The organism is Actimicrobium antarcticum (genome assembly GCF_039536745.1).
In the GTDB taxonomy this organism is placed as follows: domain Bacteria; phylum Pseudomonadota; class Gammaproteobacteria; order Burkholderiales; family Burkholderiaceae_D; genus Actimicrobium; species Actimicrobium antarcticum.
Map to the genome: position 1 here is coordinate 111,235 of NZ_BAAAZE010000007.1, position 15,909 is coordinate 127,143.

General features: G+C 57.5%; 13 protein-coding genes. 5 read left to right on the top strand and 8 right to left on the bottom strand.

Annotated features, from left to right (window positions below; translation table 11 throughout):
- Positions 1-77: 77 nt before the first annotated feature.
- Both ABD720_RS06720 and ABD720_RS06725 read right to left on the bottom strand, forming a co-directional pair.
- Positions 78-263: a hypothetical protein gene (locus ABD720_RS06720; protein WP_344762496.1), complete on the bottom strand. Its 186-nt coding sequence runs from the start codon at positions 261-263 to the stop codon at positions 78-80.
- Positions 264-697: 434 nt separating this feature from the next.
- The gene (locus tag ABD720_RS06725) at positions 698-2,317 is read right to left on the bottom strand and encodes an ABC transporter substrate-binding protein (RefSeq protein ID WP_344762497.1); all 1,620 of its coding nucleotides are present in this window, start codon (positions 2,315-2,317) and stop codon (positions 698-700) included.
- A gap of 206 nt (positions 2,318-2,523) precedes the next feature.
- Here ABD720_RS06725 and ABD720_RS06730 point away from each other — a divergent pair, with 206 nt between their 5' ends.
- Positions 2,524-4,578, top strand: coding sequence for a M13 family metallopeptidase (locus tag ABD720_RS06730; protein ID WP_344762498.1), 2,055 nt, complete (start codon positions 2,524-2,526; stop codon positions 4,576-4,578).
- A gap of 129 nt (positions 4,579-4,707) precedes the next feature.
- Here the strand turns inward: ABD720_RS06730 and ABD720_RS06735 are convergent, their stop codons facing one another.
- Positions 4,708-5,142: a CesT family type III secretion system chaperone gene (locus tag ABD720_RS06735; RefSeq protein WP_344762499.1), complete on the bottom strand. Its 435-nt coding sequence runs from the start codon at positions 5,140-5,142 to the stop codon at positions 4,708-4,710.
- A gap of 218 nt (positions 5,143-5,360) precedes the next feature.
- Here ABD720_RS06735 and ABD720_RS06740 point away from each other — a divergent pair, with 218 nt between their 5' ends.
- From ABD720_RS06740 to ABD720_RS06750, 3 genes are all read left to right on the top strand, one after another.
- Positions 5,361-5,819, top strand: a complete 459-nt coding sequence (locus ABD720_RS06740) for a CesT family type III secretion system chaperone (protein WP_344762500.1) — start codon at positions 5,361-5,363, stop codon at positions 5,817-5,819.
- A gap of 275 nt (positions 5,820-6,094) precedes the next feature.
- Positions 6,095-7,516, top strand: coding sequence for an amidohydrolase family protein (locus ABD720_RS06745; RefSeq protein WP_344762501.1), 1,422 nt, complete (start codon positions 6,095-6,097; stop codon positions 7,514-7,516).
- A gap of 207 nt (positions 7,517-7,723) precedes the next feature.
- The gene (locus ABD720_RS06750; RefSeq protein WP_344762502.1) at positions 7,724-9,721 is read left to right on the top strand and encodes a hypothetical protein; all 1,998 of its coding nucleotides are present in this window, start codon (positions 7,724-7,726) and stop codon (positions 9,719-9,721) included.
- Between the two features lie 87 nt (positions 9,722-9,808).
- Here the strand turns inward: ABD720_RS06750 and pcaD are convergent, their stop codons facing one another.
- A complete protein-coding gene (gene pcaD, locus ABD720_RS06755; RefSeq protein ID WP_344762503.1) occupies positions 9,809-11,962 on the bottom strand; it encodes a 3-oxoadipate enol-lactonase in 2,154 nt (717 codons plus the stop codon).
- Between the two features lie 315 nt (positions 11,963-12,277).
- Here pcaD and ABD720_RS06760 point away from each other — a divergent pair, with 315 nt between their 5' ends.
- Positions 12,278-13,075 carry an SDR family NAD(P)-dependent oxidoreductase gene (locus tag ABD720_RS06760; protein WP_344762504.1) on the top strand — a complete coding sequence of 266 codons (798 nt, stop codon included), beginning with the start codon at positions 12,278-12,280 and terminating at the stop codon, positions 13,073-13,075.
- A gap of 157 nt (positions 13,076-13,232) precedes the next feature.
- Here the strand turns inward: ABD720_RS06760 and ABD720_RS06765 are convergent, their stop codons facing one another.
- From ABD720_RS06765 to ABD720_RS06780, 4 genes are all read right to left on the bottom strand, one after another.
- Positions 13,233-13,445 carry a hypothetical protein gene (locus tag ABD720_RS06765; protein WP_344762505.1) on the bottom strand — a complete coding sequence of 71 codons (213 nt, stop codon included), beginning with the start codon at positions 13,443-13,445 and terminating at the stop codon, positions 13,233-13,235.
- A gap of 220 nt (positions 13,446-13,665) precedes the next feature.
- The gene (locus tag ABD720_RS06770) at positions 13,666-14,508 is read right to left on the bottom strand and encodes an ABC transporter substrate-binding protein (RefSeq protein ID WP_344762506.1); all 843 of its coding nucleotides are present in this window, start codon (positions 14,506-14,508) and stop codon (positions 13,666-13,668) included.
- 40 nt (positions 14,509-14,548) lie between these two features.
- Entirely contained in the window at positions 14,549-15,223 is a 675-nt protein-coding gene (locus ABD720_RS06775; protein ID WP_344762508.1) for an ABC transporter ATP-binding protein, read from the bottom strand.
- On the bottom strand, positions 15,220-15,909 hold the full coding sequence (locus ABD720_RS06780) for an ABC transporter permease (RefSeq protein ID WP_344762509.1): 690 nt from the start codon (positions 15,907-15,909) through the stop codon (positions 15,220-15,222). The genes ABD720_RS06775 and ABD720_RS06780 overlap by 4 nt, the downstream gene beginning before the upstream one ends.

The following is a 15,909-nucleotide window of genomic DNA, read 5'->3' on the forward strand; positions in this document are numbered from 1 at the left end:
GGCCCGCAAACTCGCTGCGCTCAGACAGTGCGGGCCTCTTATCCTCTTGCCGTACCCCGTTTTTGGCAGCGATCTTTTTATGCGGAATTCAAGGTCAAGACCAAGCCCAGCCTTGGTGATTGATTGATGATCGGGCTCGCTTTGCGCGAGAAAACTTCCTCGTCGTGATCGACATCGACGTCAAAACCAACGTCAAAACCAGCTTCAAAATCAGTATCAAAACCAACGCCAAACTCAAAATCTACAAGGCTTTTACCAGCCATCTTTCTCGCGCAAAGCGAGCGAGAAGATCATTCAATCACCAAAGCTGGGCTTGGTCTTGACCTTGAATTCCGCATAAAAGGCCGCTGCCAAATACCGTGTCTGGGCAGGGGATAAGAGGGCCGCACTGTCTGAGCGCAGCGAGTTTGCGGCCCTCCCCCTGAACGGGCACAGTATTTGGGAACCCGAAGGGCAGCGGTCTTGCGGTCGCCTTTTTCTTGGTTACTGCTTTTTGGCGAAGCAAAAAGAAGTGACCGGCTGCCGGGCCGCACCCGGCTTGCATCAACGGAGCGCAACCCGTTTTAGCTACAGACGACCGTACGCCGTGGCGACCTACAAGGCAGCTTGACGCATGTTGGGCTTCGCAGCCCAACCTACGACCCAAAGCCGCCGCGCAAAAAACCGGCAGCCGGGATGCCCCCGGCCAACACTCCCCCTACTTCGCCATATCCACCTTGTTAAAGTAATGATGCGCCGTCGCATCCATCTTGAAACCAATCACCTCCTTGCGTACCGGCGTGAACCGCACCGAATGCGCAATCTCGATCAACGGCGCTTCTTCATGGGCAATTTCCTGCGCACGTTGATAGAATTTGGCGCGCTCTGCCTGCACCGAGGTGGCCTTGGCTTTCTGTAGCTGGGCTTCAAAATCCTTGTTGCACCAGCGCGCGACGTTGCCGCCACCTGCTACCGCGTCGCAACCCAGCAATGGCCCGAAGAAGTTATCCGGGTCGCCGTTGTCACCGGACCAGCCAAACATCATGGCCTGCTGCTCGCCGGTCTTGCTGCGCTTGCGGTATTCGCCCCATTCGTACGTCACAAGCCGGGCCTTGACGCCGACCTTGGCCCAGTCCGCCTGGATCAATTCGGCCATGCGCTTGCCGTCGGGGTTGTACGGACGGCTGACCGGCAGATACCAGAGGTCGACTTCGGCGCCGTTCGGGTAGCCGGCTTTGGTCAGCAGCGCCTTGGCCTTGGCGACGTCATACGGGTAATCGGTGATCTTGTCGTTGTAGGACCAGAGCATCGGCGGGATCGGATTCTTGGCTGCCTGACCCGAACCCTGGAAGACGGTTTTCAGGATGGTTTGCTTGTCGACCGCCATGGTCAGAGCTTGGCGCACCAGCTTGTTGTCGAACGGTTTTTTCTCGACATTGAAGGCGATGTAGCCGATGTTCAGGCCTTCCTTGGTCAGCATGGTCAGGGCCGGGTCGGCTTTCATCAGGGCTATGTCGGCTGGCTTCGGGAATGCCATCACGTGGCACTCGCCTGCTTTCAGTTTGGCGTAGCGCACCGAGGCATCAGGCGTGATGGCATAGATCAGATTGTCGATTTTTGGCCGGCCACCCCAGTGCTGGTCAAAGGCCTTGTAGCGGATCACCGCGTCTTTCTGGTACGAGACGAACTGGAACGGGCCAGTGCCGATCGGCTCGCGATCGATGACTTCGGGTGTGCCGGCGGCTTTCATTTTGTCGGCATATTCGGCCGACTGTATCGAATTGAAATCCATCGCCAGATTGGCCATGAACGGTGCTTCCGGATGCAGCAATTTGAAGCGCACCGTCATCGCGTCGACCTTTTCGATTTTGTCGACGATCTTGTTCATGCCCATGTCTTCAAAGTAGGCGTAGGTAGTGCCCGGCGTGTTTTTATAGAACGGATGCTTGGGGTTGGCCATGCGGTTGTAGCTGAACACGATGTCGTCGGCGTTCATGTCGCGGCTCGGTTTGAACTTGGCGCTGCTGTGAAACTTCACGCCCTTGCGCAATGTGAAGGTATAGCTCAGACCATCCGGTGCAATGACCCAGGATTCGGCCAAACCGGGGACGATGTTAGTCGTTCCGATATCGAATTCCACCAGCCGGTTGAACATCGGTACCGATGAGGCATCCATCGTGGTACCAGTACTGAAAAATTGCGGATTGAAACCTTCCGGGCTGCCTTCGGAGCAGAACACCAGCGTCTTGGCGGCGTTGGCATTGCTGGCCAGCCCTGCTGCGGCGCACAGCACTGCGATCATGCTTGCCTTGAGAATCAATTTGCCTTGTTGCTTCATGCGGGTTTCTCCGGTTCGGTGCTGTTCAGGTCGATCACACGGACCGGGCCAACGATCGGCCGGCCCGGCAAGCGCCCTATTCTGAACCATAAACCGGTGCGCTGGTACCCCATGCCGATGCGCGCAATCGGCCACCTGCAGTTATGGTAAATTCTTTCCCTTGCTTTGCCGACAACGGGCAAAGGAACTCAAAAGGAAACCCCTTCATGAATCGACTTCTGGTGAACGCGCTTTATCTCGGCATGGCTGCCACTGCGTCGACTGCTATCGCAGCCGAGCAATCTCCCGCCGGAACGCCAGCACAACTGGCAACCGGCATCGACCTGCAACACATGGACAAGGGCGTGCGCGCCCAGGATGATTTTTTCAAGTACGTCAGCGGAAAATGGCTGGCCACGACCGAGATCCCGGCCGACAAATCGAGCTGGGGCTCGTTCGCCAAATTGCGTGATGACACGCTGCCGCAATTGCGCGCAATCATAGAAAACGCCGCCAGGGACACCACTGCCAGCACGCCGGAAACCCGCAAGATCGGCGACCTGTACACCAGCTACATGGATGAAAAAAAGCTCGACGAACTGGGTCTCAAACCACTCGCAGCGGAACTGGCAAAGATCGCCGCTATCAACAACAAGAAAGACATCCCGGCCCTGATCGCACATCTGAATCAGCTGGGAGTGAACACGCCGTACGCGTTCGGCATCCATCAGGATGCCCGCGACTCGACCAGATACGTCGTCGATCTGGGACAGAGCGGACTGGGCTTGCCGGACCGCGACTACTACCTGAAACCGAACGACGCCAAGCTGGTGGCGGCACGCGCCGAGTACCAGAAATTCGTCCAGGCGATGCTGTCGATGTCGGGTGACAAAGCAGCCGCAGCGAGCGCACACGATGTGCTGGCACTGGAAACCGAACTGGCAAAAGTCCAGTGGACCAATGTCGAGAACCGCGATCCGGTCAAGACCTACAACAAACTCGACTTCGCCAAACTGAACGCGCTAGCGCCGAAATACGACTGGAAATCCTATCTCACCGCAGCGGGTATCGACGGCAAGGTCAACTACGTCATCGTCAGTCAGCCCAGCTATCTGAAAGGCTTCAATACGGTCTACCAGAAGACCAGCCTGCCGGTCTGGAAAAAATACTTCGAAGCGCAACTGATCAGCCGCTACGCCGGCATGCTGTCGAAGCCCTACGTCGATACCAACTTTGCCTACAAGGGCACCGCATTGCGCGGCATCCCTGAAAACGAACCACGCTGGAAGCGCGGCGTGGCACTCGTCGAAGCCTCGCTGGGTGAAGCGGTCGGCAAGGTCTATGTGACCGAACATTTCCCGCCGGAGCGCAAGGCGCGCATGGAAAAGCTGGTGCAAAACCTGCTGGCAGCCTATCGCCAGAGTATCGAGACCATCGACTGGATGAGCCCGGCCACCAAGAAGGAAGCACAGATCAAGCTGGCCAAGTTCACCCCGAAAATCGGTTACCCGAACAAGTGGAAAGACTATTCCAGCGTACAGATCAGCAAGGACGATCTGGTCGGCAACGTGATGCGCGCCACCGCCTTTGCGTATCAGTTCGAACTGAACAAACTGGGCAAGCCGATCGACCGCGACGAGTGGGGCATGACGCCACAAACCGTGAATGCCTACTACAATCCGGAGCTCAACGAAATCGTCTTTCCTGCCGCGATACTGCAACCGCCGTTCTTCGATGCGAATGCTGACGATGCGGTCAATTATGGCGGTATCGGTGGCGTGATCGGCCACGAAATCAGTCATGGCTTTGATGACCAGGGCGCGCAATACGATGGCGATGGCAACCTGCGCGACTGGTGGACCAAACAGGACCACGAAAAATTCGCGGCCAAGACGAAGATGCTGGTGACCCAGTACAGCGCGTACTCGCCACTGCCCGGCTACAACGTCAACGGTGCGCTGACGCTGGGTGAAAACATCGCCGACAACTCCGGCCTGGCGATTGCATTCAAGGCTTACAAGTTGTCGCTCGGCGGCAAGGAAGCGCCGGTGATCGAGGGCATGACCGGTGACCAGCGCCTGTATCTTGGCTGGGCCCAGGTCTGGCGCGCCAAGTCGCGTGACGCACAAACCATCGTGCAGATCAAGACCGACCCGCACTCGCCGGCCCAGTATCGCGCCAACGGCACGCTGTCGAATCAACCGGGTTTCTATAGCGCGTTCGAGGTAAAGGAAGGCGACAAGATGTACTTGCCGCCGGCACAGCGCGTCATTATCTGGTGAGGATGATGCGGGCATCATCAGCCCGCACGAATGTCTACCGATAAAAAATGCGGTTCGAAAAAAGCCCCCGACGCGTCGGGGGCTTTTTTTTGAGCGGAGCCCAGTGGCCGGGCGTTGAACGCGGCGCACTCAGGTCATTTGCAACCGGCGCTCGCGCCGCACCGCCGATTTCAGGAAATACGTGCTGCGCCATTCCTTCACTTTGCCGGTGAAGTACAGCATCGTGCCTGCGAGTTGCGCCGGCGTGGCGTCGCACAGACGCAACTGCAGCATGTACAAGACCAGGCCTGATGCCGGTGAAACACAGAAACCCGGCCCCTTGCCGGTGTAGCCCAGATGGTTTTCATTGAGCAGCGCGCGAAAGATCGCGGTCTCGTCTTTCAGCGGCGCATTGCCAAACACCACGCGCAAATGCATCGCATCAGCACAAATCTCTTCGTCATAGACGAATGAGAATTCAACGCCGTGCAATTCGACAGACTCGCCCTCAATCAGGCGCTCGGGCGCGTTAAATTTTTCGGCCCGGCAAAAGGCGTGAACGACGGCGTTGAACTGCTGCTGCATGTGATCTCCGGAGTGTAACCATTCAACGATAGGTCGCTGGCACGCCAATGCAGTTCCCCAAACCGGTTGTTCTGGCGAATTCCTGCTGATCCCATTTAATTTCCATTTATCACGGAACCGTCTGCGTCCCGACGTCACTTACTGCGTGTCACGACAAAAAACAGAATTTTTCACACCGCTGACGCTACTCCGGACAACCTCCCGCCTTCAAGGACAGCATGAATACCAACTTTGAACACCTGATTACCGGTCTGTGCCAGCTGACCGGATTCGCGTCGCCGCAAAGCATCATCGAAGGTGGCGGTATCGCGTTCAATGGCGTGTCCTTTGCGCTCACTCAAAAACCGAAGGCAGACCCGGACGGGCTGTTCCTGCATGCCGATTTCGGCCAGCTCGATCTGGAACAACAGGCGGTGCTCTATCCGCTGATGCTGCAGGAAAACCTGATGATGATGAGTAGTCGCGACTGCACCTTCAGCGTCTCACGGGTGCTCGATAGCGTTGTCATGATCGAACGAATCAGTCTGTCGACACAGACACCCGAGACCCTGCTGGCCATGATGCGATCTCTCGCGGGCAGAGCCAACTACTTCAACAAACACCACCGCGCACGCAAGGCCGTCACTCCACGACATCCGCTGCACGCTTCTGGCAAGCAGCTCACAAGCCGTATTTAATACATCAATAGCGTCAATTCATCATGCCAAAAATATTCACTATCGACAAAAAGCAGCTTGCGAAGACCGTCGTTCTTCATGCTGGGTTCGAGCAAATTGTGCCGCCTCTGTCACCTAATCAGGTGCCAGGGAAATTCACGGCACTGCCTCGCTCTCCCGCTGATACAGACCCATCGGCAGGAGGTTCTTCCGTCACTGTGCCGCCTGCAACCCTTCCGCGTGTCCATTGCGATGGGCATTTGCATCCCACCGGCTACGATCAGAAAGGGCCGTCATTGCTGCGCATGATTCAGATGGCCAACGACATCAACCTGAAGCACTTCGTTGCGATGAAAATTCCGACCAATATCATGTCGCTCCAGTGGGACGGGAAATATGGCAATCCGGATAGCGGCTGTGGCGAAACCTATTATCTGGACCAAGCGATGTTCGAAGACAACGTGCTCACCAGAGAAAAAATCATCGAAACGAAAAAAAAGGTGGAGCTGTATATCAATACCGAAGTCGACTGGGTGCAAGCCCGGGAATACATGGCGCTGACGGACGATCAAAAAGACCGTATCGATCTGGCTATTACCGGCTTGCACCTCGGCGATCCACGTGCACACTTTTCGTTTTTTCAGAAAATGGCCGATAACGATGCGCCGTTCTCGCTGGTCGGCGAGGTCACCCTGGCCAAGGAAATGGTCATGCACTTGCTACCTCACGAAAGCCAGGCTGACCTGAAGCGGCATATCAAACCGTTCTGCACGTTGATCGAAATGGTAGGACTTACCGGCTTGCCGATGAACATCCATTGCGACATGGATACGGCGATACCCGATGAAGTCAAACCCGGACATCCGTTAAACCTCAACGGCATGATCGCGCTGCTGAGCGATGTGCAGACAGAAGACACCAAGATCATCTGGTCGCATTTTGGCGGGATCGGCCGATTCGGTGGCATTCCCGACAATCATTACAAGAACATCGATTCGCTTTTGAAACGCTTTCCCCAGTTGATGATCGACTTGTCGTGGAGCCGTGTTGCCACCAAGCTGGACCCGGACAAGGTCGCCGCGATCATCAACGAATATCCAGATCGGTTCATCATGGGGTCGGATGCGCTGGCACCACGTGACACCTCGGTACTTGGACAAACCTACTCGGTATATGACCAGCCAGGCGGATTATTCAGTAAATTGACTGAGGAAGCGCTGGAAAAACTACTGGAAAAGAATTACGACACCGTGATCCGTCAGGGACGAGAAAACGGTAAAAAATTCAAGCAACATATTTTGCCCGGCATGACGGATCTGCTGCTCAACCCGGCAATCGACAATCTTCTCCCCGAGGGATTGCGCGCGTGGATGCTCAACGAGTACAAGGAAAAAGATCCGGATTATTACCATACGCTGATGGAAGAAATGCTGGTGCGCGGTCTGGCACGCAAAGCCGCCAAAACATTTATCGACGAGAACGGTCCACTGATATCGTCGTCCGAAAGCAGTAGTTCGTCGCCGGTGGTCTCGACCGCTTCGCGGCTCCGGCGCACGCTGGCGGGTATCTCCATCGCACCGATAACCGATCGGGACGTTTCTTCCGCAGCAATAGCGATGCCGGGAACAAGTCGACAGACCAACGTCCGCATCGCCCGGACAACCGCCAGCGAAACGCCTACCGGAACACCGTCCAAGAAACCTGTGTGGAAGTTCTGATGCCGCACCTGCAAAAACCGATGCCATTGTGGCAGAAGGAAGTTGCGGCACAAGAGACGGGCCGCGAGCGTCATCTGGCGCGGCGGTGTCAGGTTAAATCGCGCGTCCTTTGCGCTCACACGGAACCATCCCGGCCAAACACCGGCCACGCGCACTCGGTGACCCGTTCATGCGCCGCAATTCATTCACGCTCAAAGTCAATTTATCATGCCAAAAATTAATACTTCCGCTGAACAACAACGTACAAAATTCGTTGTTTTTCACAGCCAGCAGGCGACCCTCGAGAAACCGCTGACGCCTGACCAGGTGCAAGGCAAATTCGAAGAGCTAAAGATCTCGCCGGCTGCTGTCGATTCGTCGGCGACAAGTTCATCCGTCAATCCACCGCCAAAAGTGGCTTTCCAGGTGCACTGTGATGGCCATTTGCATCCCACTGGCTATGACCAGAAAGGGCCTTCATTGCTGCGCATGATCCAGATGGCCAATGACATCAATCTGAAGCATTTTGTTGCGATGAAAATTCCAACCAACATCATGTCGCTGCAATGGGACAAGCATTACGCGAATCCGGAAAGCGGTTGCGGCGAAACCTATTATTTGAACGAATCAAAGTACGGCAACGAAAAGCTGACCAAAGAGATCATTCTGGAGGCAAAAAAGAATGTCGAGCTGTTTATCAATACCGAAGTCGACTGGGTACAGGCCAGGGAATACATGGCACTGACGGAAGACCAGAAAGACCGTGTCGATCTCGCCATTACCGGATTGCACCTTGGTGATCCACGCGCGCATTTTTCCTTTTTACAAAAAATTGCCCTGAACGAGGCACCGTTTTCTTTGGTCGGCGAGGTCACGCTGGAGAAGGAAATTGTCATGCACTTGCTGCCCAATGAAAGCCAGGCCGACCTCAAAAAGCACATCAAGCCGTTCTGCAAACTGATCGAATTCGTCGGCCTGGCCGGCTTGCCGATGACCATACATTGTGACGTTGATACGGCCATCGCCGAAGATGTCAAAAAAGGCCATCCAAAAAATCTGAATGGCATGATCGCGCTGCTGAACGACATTCAGACAGAAGCCACCACGATTATCTGGGCGCATTTTGGCGGGATTGGGCGATTCGGTGAAATTCCTGAGGGCCATTACCGCAAAATCGATTCGCTTCTGCACCGTTTTCCACAATTGATGATCGATTTGTCATGGAGCCGCGTTGCCGCCAAGCTTGACCCGGAAGAAGTCGCCAAAGTCGTCATGGCACATCCTGATCGATTCATCATGGGTTCGGACGCGCTGGCCCCACCCGGCACCGACGTCCTTGGACACACTTACGCGGTATACAACAAACCTGACGGATTGTTCAGCAAACTGGATCCGGAGACTCTGGATAAGATACTTGTCAAAAATTACGACAAGGTGATCCGTCAGGGGCGAGAAAACGGTAAAAAATTCAAGCAGCACATCATGCCCATCGTGGAGAAAATGCTGGCCGATCCGGCCGTCGACGACATCAATCCCGTCGAGCTACGCAAGGCTATGCTGGGCGAATACAAAGTAAAAGATACACCCTATTTTATGGCGCTCAGTGAGGAGGCACTCCAGCGTGCAACTGCCCGGCGTACCGCCCGCCAATATATTGAAGAGAACAGCCCGCTTCAGTCAGCATCGTCCGATAGCGATGAAGCGTCTACAACGGTCTCGACGCGTACCAAGCTTCACAGATCACTGTTAACTGGTTCCGCACCCCAGTTGACCGAAGTGCACTCCTCTGGCAGATCAAGTGCGATGGGCGGAGGAAAAGCAGTATTCAGTCAGCCTAGGATCAGTGAAACAGGCGGCAGCACTCCTACGTCGCCTTTGCATATCCCGCGCTCGTGCAGTCCAATCCTGACCGCTGACCGAGCTCGGCTGGCCGAACAATCCCCGTTTATGGAAACCGACGCACGTATCCAGATGAGTCCAATGCAGGTCCGGCGCTCTTTGGAGTCGGACCAGGCAGCCGCAAAAGAACAGGCAGCCGGCCATACAACGGTCAGTGAATCAGGCAGAAGAGTGCATGCCAGACCGATAGCCAGCCAAATCTCTTCTGACTCAAATCTGACCGCAGGGGGCGTATCACCATCCGACCGCTCATCTCTCGCCAGAAAAACCAGCAAGGAAAGCATGACCGAGAAAAAGCCTCCTGGGCCGCGTCGCTGGAGAGGCTGATGCAGCCGACGTGACGGCGGTCTTCGACGTGCCTGCTTACAAGGCAATGGCAATGGCAAGGAACACGCCGCCAGCGATCTTTGCGCTTCACGATACCCGCCGCAAAAAACTCACCAGGTCGGCATTGAAGCGCTGCGCTACTTCCCAGTTCGGCAAGTGGGCGGCGTTCAGTTCCAGGTAAGTGGAACCGGCGATGTGTTCGGCCATGCGTCGTGTCTGGGCAGGTGCCGTGACCTTGTCGCGCTTGCATCCGATCACCAGCGTCGGCACATGGATGCTGACAAGGCTGTCCCGCAAATCCATATCGCGGATGGCCGTGCAGGCAGCAATGAATCCGGATTCGGATGTGCTGAGTAACATGGCGCGTACCGCATTCACCTGCAGCACCGCATGCCTGCGGAAATCGTCGGTGAACCAGCGTTCGATCACCAGCGGCATGATCGCCGCGATCCTGCGCTGGCGCACCAGCTCGATCCAGCTATCCCACAACGACGACGGCCCCAGCAGCGGCGCCGCATTGCTGACCACCATCCGTTCGATGCGGGCAGGATGGTGGGCCGCCAGCCAGAGTCCGGTCATGCCACCGAGCGAGAGGCCACAAAAATTGGCGCGGGCAATTCCCAGGTAATCCATCAGTGCAATCACGTCCTCGCCGAGTTGTCCGATGCTGGCAGGTCCCTCGCCCATCGCCGACTGGCCGTGGCCGCGCGTGTCGTAGCGCAGCACCCGAAAATGCGGCAGCAAGTCAGGCATTTGCGGCATCCAGATGTCGAGCGAGGTGCCCAGTGCATTCGATAGCACCAGCCACGGTGCATCCGCGGCGCCATCGATCTCATAGTGACAATGCGAGAGCGCCGACGCGACTTCGGGCAAGTCTGTCCGGTCGGCTACGGCCTGGCGCTCGCGTTGCTGCAGGCGACTTTGCAAGACACGCTCGACGAAGCTGGCCGATTGACCGGTGTACGCCGCAGGATCCAGCAGTCGGTCCAGTTCCAGCGGAGTGAGGCGGCTAGTGACTGCCCTCTGCCGGTCGAGTACGTGGCGCAGTGGTTCACCGCCTCCGGCAGCTTCTTGACAGGCTTGCCAGACCAGCTCGGTGGCCGGCAACGTACCCATCTTGCGTGCCAGCGCGAGCAGCACCGGCTCAGCCATGATCCTGCCCTGGGTCAGATCGAGATTGCGGCGCATGCGCTCAGCATCGACCGTCATGGTGCTGGCCAGTTGCAGCATCTGTGCCAGTGCAGCGGATGTAAAGCGCACGATCCGGTGCAAGGTGTCCAATTCGGACTGAGCGACTTGCAGCCCGCGCTCGTGTTCTTGCTGCAAGCCCGCCAGCATGACGGCCACCAGTGCCGGCCCCTGTTGTGCGGCCGCTAGTGCAATGGCACAGGCGGCAGGAACTGCCGGATGTGCCTGCATTGTCAGGACCGGCAGGGCCAATTCTGCCACTTCATCCTGCATCAGTAACGCGATGTCGTGGGCCATCCTGCCCAATGAGCCAATCAGCAAGCCCAACGTCGTGGCCACTTCTGCGAAGCGGTCGTGCTGGGTCTGCCAGGGCAGGTCCGGCAAGGCGAGATCCAGCATGGCGGCGAAGGAACCGGCCACCGGCAGGGCTGCGTCGCCGAGTCCGGCCAGCGTTCCGGCAGCGCCACCGATTTGCGCAACCAGCAAGCGCGGTCGCAGTTCCTGCAGGCGTTGCTGGTGGCGCAGCAGGCCATCGATCCAGCCCGCCACTTTCAGTCCGAAAGTGATTGGCAATGCATGGCGTAATCCGGCGCGTCCGATTTGTGCCGAGTGCCGGTGCTGGTCTGCGCGTTGCGACAACACCGCTAGCAAGCGATCCAGATCGGCCTGAATCAAGCACAGCGCCACCCGCAAGCGCAGCACCGTCGCGGTGTCGACCAGATCCTGATGACTGGCGCCCCAGTGCACGTAGTTAGCCGCGTCTTCATCGCGTGCGGCCACCACATCACCGAGCCGGCGCAACAGCGCATCCGCCGGATTTGCCGCTACCGCAAACGCAGCTTCCGACAAACCGGGCTCGATCAGTTCGACGTTACAGCACGCGGCGATGTGCTCTGCCGCGGCGTTGTCGATCACACCATGCCGGGCCAGCGCGTGCACCAGTGCTGCTTCGACCTCCAGCATCGCTATCATCCAGCTACGGGCAGAAAAGACGTCACCGGAGGCAGCTCTGTCAATTGCCGGATCTTCCGAGTCAGGGGTGGCTGGATTCATTGTATGGCTGCATCCGATAGGTCAAAGGCTGGCGAGACGTGAATAGACAGAGCGGCGCGAGAGTTTTTCCGATGGCGAAGGCCCATACACGTCAAGGTCAGCTTGAGGGTCGGGATCGACAACGCCACACGGCGCTTGAAAAGCCGAGTGTGTCATTGATCTTTTCGCGTGGGTCGGGTCGGTAATTGATAAGAATCAACGCTGCGACAATCAGCGGACCGATCGCCTTGAAACGGGAAAATAGCTGTGTCCAAACGCCAATTCGCCAGCACCGCTACACTGGACATTCTGCTAGTTACATCCCCGGAATCCAAGATGACCCAACCAACCAACCATGCGCTTCCACCTGTCCTGCTCGACGGATTAACCGAACCAGCGGAAGTGCTGGTGATGGGTGCGTCGGGCGGGATCGGACTGGCGCTGACCACGCAGTTGCTGGCGCATCCCGGTGTTGCCCGAGTGACCGCCGCTGCACGTGGCACAGCTGACTCGGCGGGCCTGGCGGAACTTGCCGCACACCATCCATCGCGACTCGTCATTGCACAGGCCGACATTACCGACAGCAGCAGCTTGCATGCACTCGCTTTACGCCTGGGTGGAGCACGTCTGCATCTGGTCATCAACGCGACAGGCCTGCTGCATCAAGCCGAACTCGCACCAGAAAAATCGCTGGCTGCGGTGACCAGCACCAATCTTCAGCAGGTCTTTGCCGTTAATGCATTCGGGCCTGTGCTGCTGGCGCAGGCAATGCTGCCGTTGATGCGGCATGACGCGGTTGCCGTGTTCGCATCGCTATCGGCGCGGGTCGGGTCGATCAGCGATAACCGGCTGGGCGGCTGGTATGCATATCGCGCGGCCAAGGCAGCGCAGAATCAGTTGCTCAAGACCGTCGCCATCGAAGGCCGTCGCAGCCATCCGCGATTGAGTGTTCAGTTGCTGCATCCGGGGACCGTTGACAGCGCATTGTCGCGCCCTTTTCAGCGCGGTGTTACGCCGGAAAAACTGTTTTCGCCAGAACGCGCAGCGGCGCAGTTGCTGGCAGTGATCGCGACTGCAACGCCGGCCAATAGTGGGCGATTTATTGCGTGGGATGGGATTGAAGTGGCTTGGTGAAAGCGAGCCACGAGGCATGCGTCGCTGATTGAGTTGCGGGCTCAATGGTTGTGGTTGCGCTCATGCATCCGGGTAGCGCAACCCGATCCGCAGGGTGCCGCGTGACGATAGACACGCATAACGGCATCTGCGATCTCACTGAGCGCATCCCGCTTGCCTACCCGCGTACCGAACAATCCTCCTCCGCATCCCGCCTCCCCCGCCCGCTACGCAACATCTGGCAAGTCACCACCGGCAGCAAATCGGTTCGCACCACCGCCACAGCAACCACGCCTGCTGAGCCGGTGTCCCGGACCACTTCCACGACTACCAGCATCGACAGAATCAAAAAAACCAGCAACAACGGCACCAGCAAATAAGTCAGTGGCACCGCGCCGATTAACGCAGTACTGAAGAACAAACAAAATGAAGGAAAAAATAATCGCCCGGGACCGGTCAGGAGGGATTTGAAACGCAAGAGTGACATCATCAATCTCCACCATTACGCCGCCAAAAGGTTTATCAGCGGTAACGATTCAGTGTGACTCTTGGTTTCAATAAAGTAAATACATGTAACGAAAAATTATTCAGAATGCACTGATTGGCAACTTTTAATTTGCCGCAGGAACAGCCTTGCCAGCACCTGCTCGCGCCGATGGAAAAAACACTTGCTGGCCACCGACCTGGAAGGCCGCGATTTTTTGCTGGCCGTCAGGAGAAGTGATCCATTCGATCAACTGGTTCGCACCTTGCTGGTTGACGCCCGGATGACGCGCCGGGTTGACCGCGATGATGCCGTACGGGTTGAACATCAGGGCGTCACCTTCGACCGCGATGGCCAGTCCGGTTTTGGCGCGGTAGGTGTTGTAAGTTGCCCTATCGGTCAGCGTGTAGGCCTGCAGCTCGGCGGCCATGTTCAGTACTTCGCCCATGCCGAGTCCGGCCGCGATGTAGGCACTGCCCTGCGGTTTGACGCCGGCACTTTTCCAGTAGGTCTGTTCCATTTGGTCGGTACCGGAATTGTCGCCGCGCGAGATGAAGCGGGCTTTGGAATCGACCAGCTTTTTCAAACTTTTCAAAATGTCCTTGCTGCCTGCCAGGCCGGCCGGATCAGCCACCGGGCCGACCAGAATGAAGTCGTTGAACATCACGTCACGCCGGTTAACGCCATAGCCGTCGGCCATGAATTTGTCTTCCGACGGCCGCGCATGGACCAGTGTGACGTCGACATCGCCATTTTTTGCCAGTTCGAGTGCCTTGCCGGTGCCGACTGAAATAACCTGCACCTTGGCGTTGAACTGCTTTTCGAATTCGGGCAACAGGACTTTCAGCAGTCCGGAATTTTCGGTGCTGGTCGTTGTGGATAGCTTGATGATTTGCTGCGCAGAGGCCAGTGGAACAATGGCGCTGGCGCACACGGCAAACAGCAGGTGAAGGGCGAGACGACGTGTCATGGAATTTTCTTTCAATGGAAGTAAAAACGTGGAATCGCGATTAGTCGGATTGGGTATTTGCGTCGCGCAATTCCAGCCGACCTTCTTTGAGCTTCAGGCGCTGCACGCCGGGCAAGCCGATCAGGTCGCGGTCATGGCACGCCATGATAACGCTGCGCCCTTCGGCCAGCAGGGTCGGGATCAGTGCGATGACCTGTTCGCGTGCGGGGCCGTCGAGGTTGGCGGTGGGCTCATCGAGCAACAGCAATTGCGGTCGCAGCACACGGGCACGTGCCAGTGCGACGCGCTGCTTTTCGCCACCCGACCAGTGCGATGGACGGGTGCCGCGCAAATGCTCGACGCCAGCCCATGCCATCGCATCAGCGACGCGCCGGGCCTGCGCGGCACGGGCGATGCCGCGCACCGCCAGGCCATAACCGATATTGGCTTCCACGCTGGTCGAGAACATGACCGGATGCTGATGCACGTACAGCACGGCATCGCGCAGCAATGCCGGATACGGCGACAGGCTGATCGGCGCGTCGCAAAATGTCGCCGCGTCGATCTGGGCTGATTCCAGGCCCGCGAGGATGCGCAGCAAGGTGCTTTTACCGGAGCCATTAGCACCAGTCAGGACATAGGCGCTGGCAGGAGCGATCTGCAGCCGGTCGATGTCCAGCAGGCGCCGTTGTGCGAAGCTTTTTTGCAGTCCGTCGATCGACAGCAAACTGTTCATCGTGCATCTCCCTGCAACAGTAGCAGAGCCGCATTGATCACCAGTGCGATCGCGATCAGCACCATGCCCAGCGCAATTCCCTGGGCGAAATCGCCCTTGCTGGTTTCGAGCGCAATGGCGGTGGTGATGGTGCGCGTTTCACCGGCGATATTCCCGCCCACCATCATCGCGCAACCGACCTCGGAGATGACCCGGCCGAACCCGTTGGTGATCGCCGCCATCACGCCAAACCGCACTTCGCGCAGCATGGTGGCCATGACGCGCCAGCGTGATGCACCCAGCGTGATCGCGGTTTCCGCCAGCCGGGGGTCGGCGGCCTGCACCGCCGCCAGCGTGAATGCCACCAGCACCGGCAGCGCGATGAGCACCTGACCGACGATCAGGCCCGATTGTGAAAACAGCCAGTGCAACTGACCCGCCGGTCCCTGCCGGGACAGCACCAAATAGAGCAGCAATCCAATCAGGACAGTAGGAAAGGAGAGCGCCACCTGGGACAGCCAGATGACGATACGTCGCCCCGGAAAAAACCGGGTCGCGACCAGGTAGCCGAGACCGACAGCAATCGGTGTGGCAATCAGCAGTGCAACAAGACAGGTAGAAACCGAGACCCAGACGATGTGCCACAGATCGGCATCACCGGACAACAGGAGTCCGAAGGCCGCACTGATCGCATCGATCAGTGCCAT

Excerpts from the sequence above, each read along its gene's own strand:
- ABD720_RS06740 (WP_344762500.1), top strand. The coding sequence starts at position 5,361 with ATGAATACCAACTTTGAACACCTGATTACCGGTCTGTGCCAGCTGACC.
- ABD720_RS06720 (WP_344762496.1), bottom strand. The coding sequence starts at position 263 with ATGGCTGGTAAAAGCCTTGTAGATTTTGAGTTTGGCGTTGGTTTTGAT.
- ABD720_RS06775 (WP_344762508.1), bottom strand. The coding sequence starts at position 15,223 with ATGAACAGTTTGCTGTCGATCGACGGACTGCAAAAAAGCTTCGCACAA.
- ABD720_RS06750 (WP_344762502.1), top strand. The coding sequence starts at position 7,724 with ATGCCAAAAATTAATACTTCCGCTGAACAACAACGTACAAAATTCGTT.
- ABD720_RS06760 (WP_344762504.1), top strand. The coding sequence starts at position 12,278 with ATGACCCAACCAACCAACCATGCGCTTCCACCTGTCCTGCTCGACGGA.
- ABD720_RS06770 (WP_344762506.1), bottom strand. The coding sequence starts at position 14,508 with ATGACACGTCGTCTCGCCCTTCACCTGCTGTTTGCCGTGTGCGCCAGC.
- ABD720_RS06725 (WP_344762497.1), bottom strand. The coding sequence starts at position 2,317 with ATGAAGCAACAAGGCAAATTGATTCTCAAGGCAAGCATGATCGCAGTG.
- pcaD (WP_344762503.1), bottom strand. The coding sequence starts at position 11,962 with ATGAATCCAGCCACCCCTGACTCGGAAGATCCGGCAATTGACAGAGCT.
- ABD720_RS06730 (WP_344762498.1), top strand. The coding sequence starts at position 2,524 with ATGAATCGACTTCTGGTGAACGCGCTTTATCTCGGCATGGCTGCCACT.
- ABD720_RS06735 (WP_344762499.1), bottom strand. The coding sequence starts at position 5,142 with ATGCAGCAGCAGTTCAACGCCGTCGTTCACGCCTTTTGCCGGGCCGAA.
- ABD720_RS06780 (WP_344762509.1), bottom strand. The coding sequence starts at position 15,909 with ATGGCACTGATCGATGCGATCAGTGCGGCCTTCGGACTCCTGTTGTCC.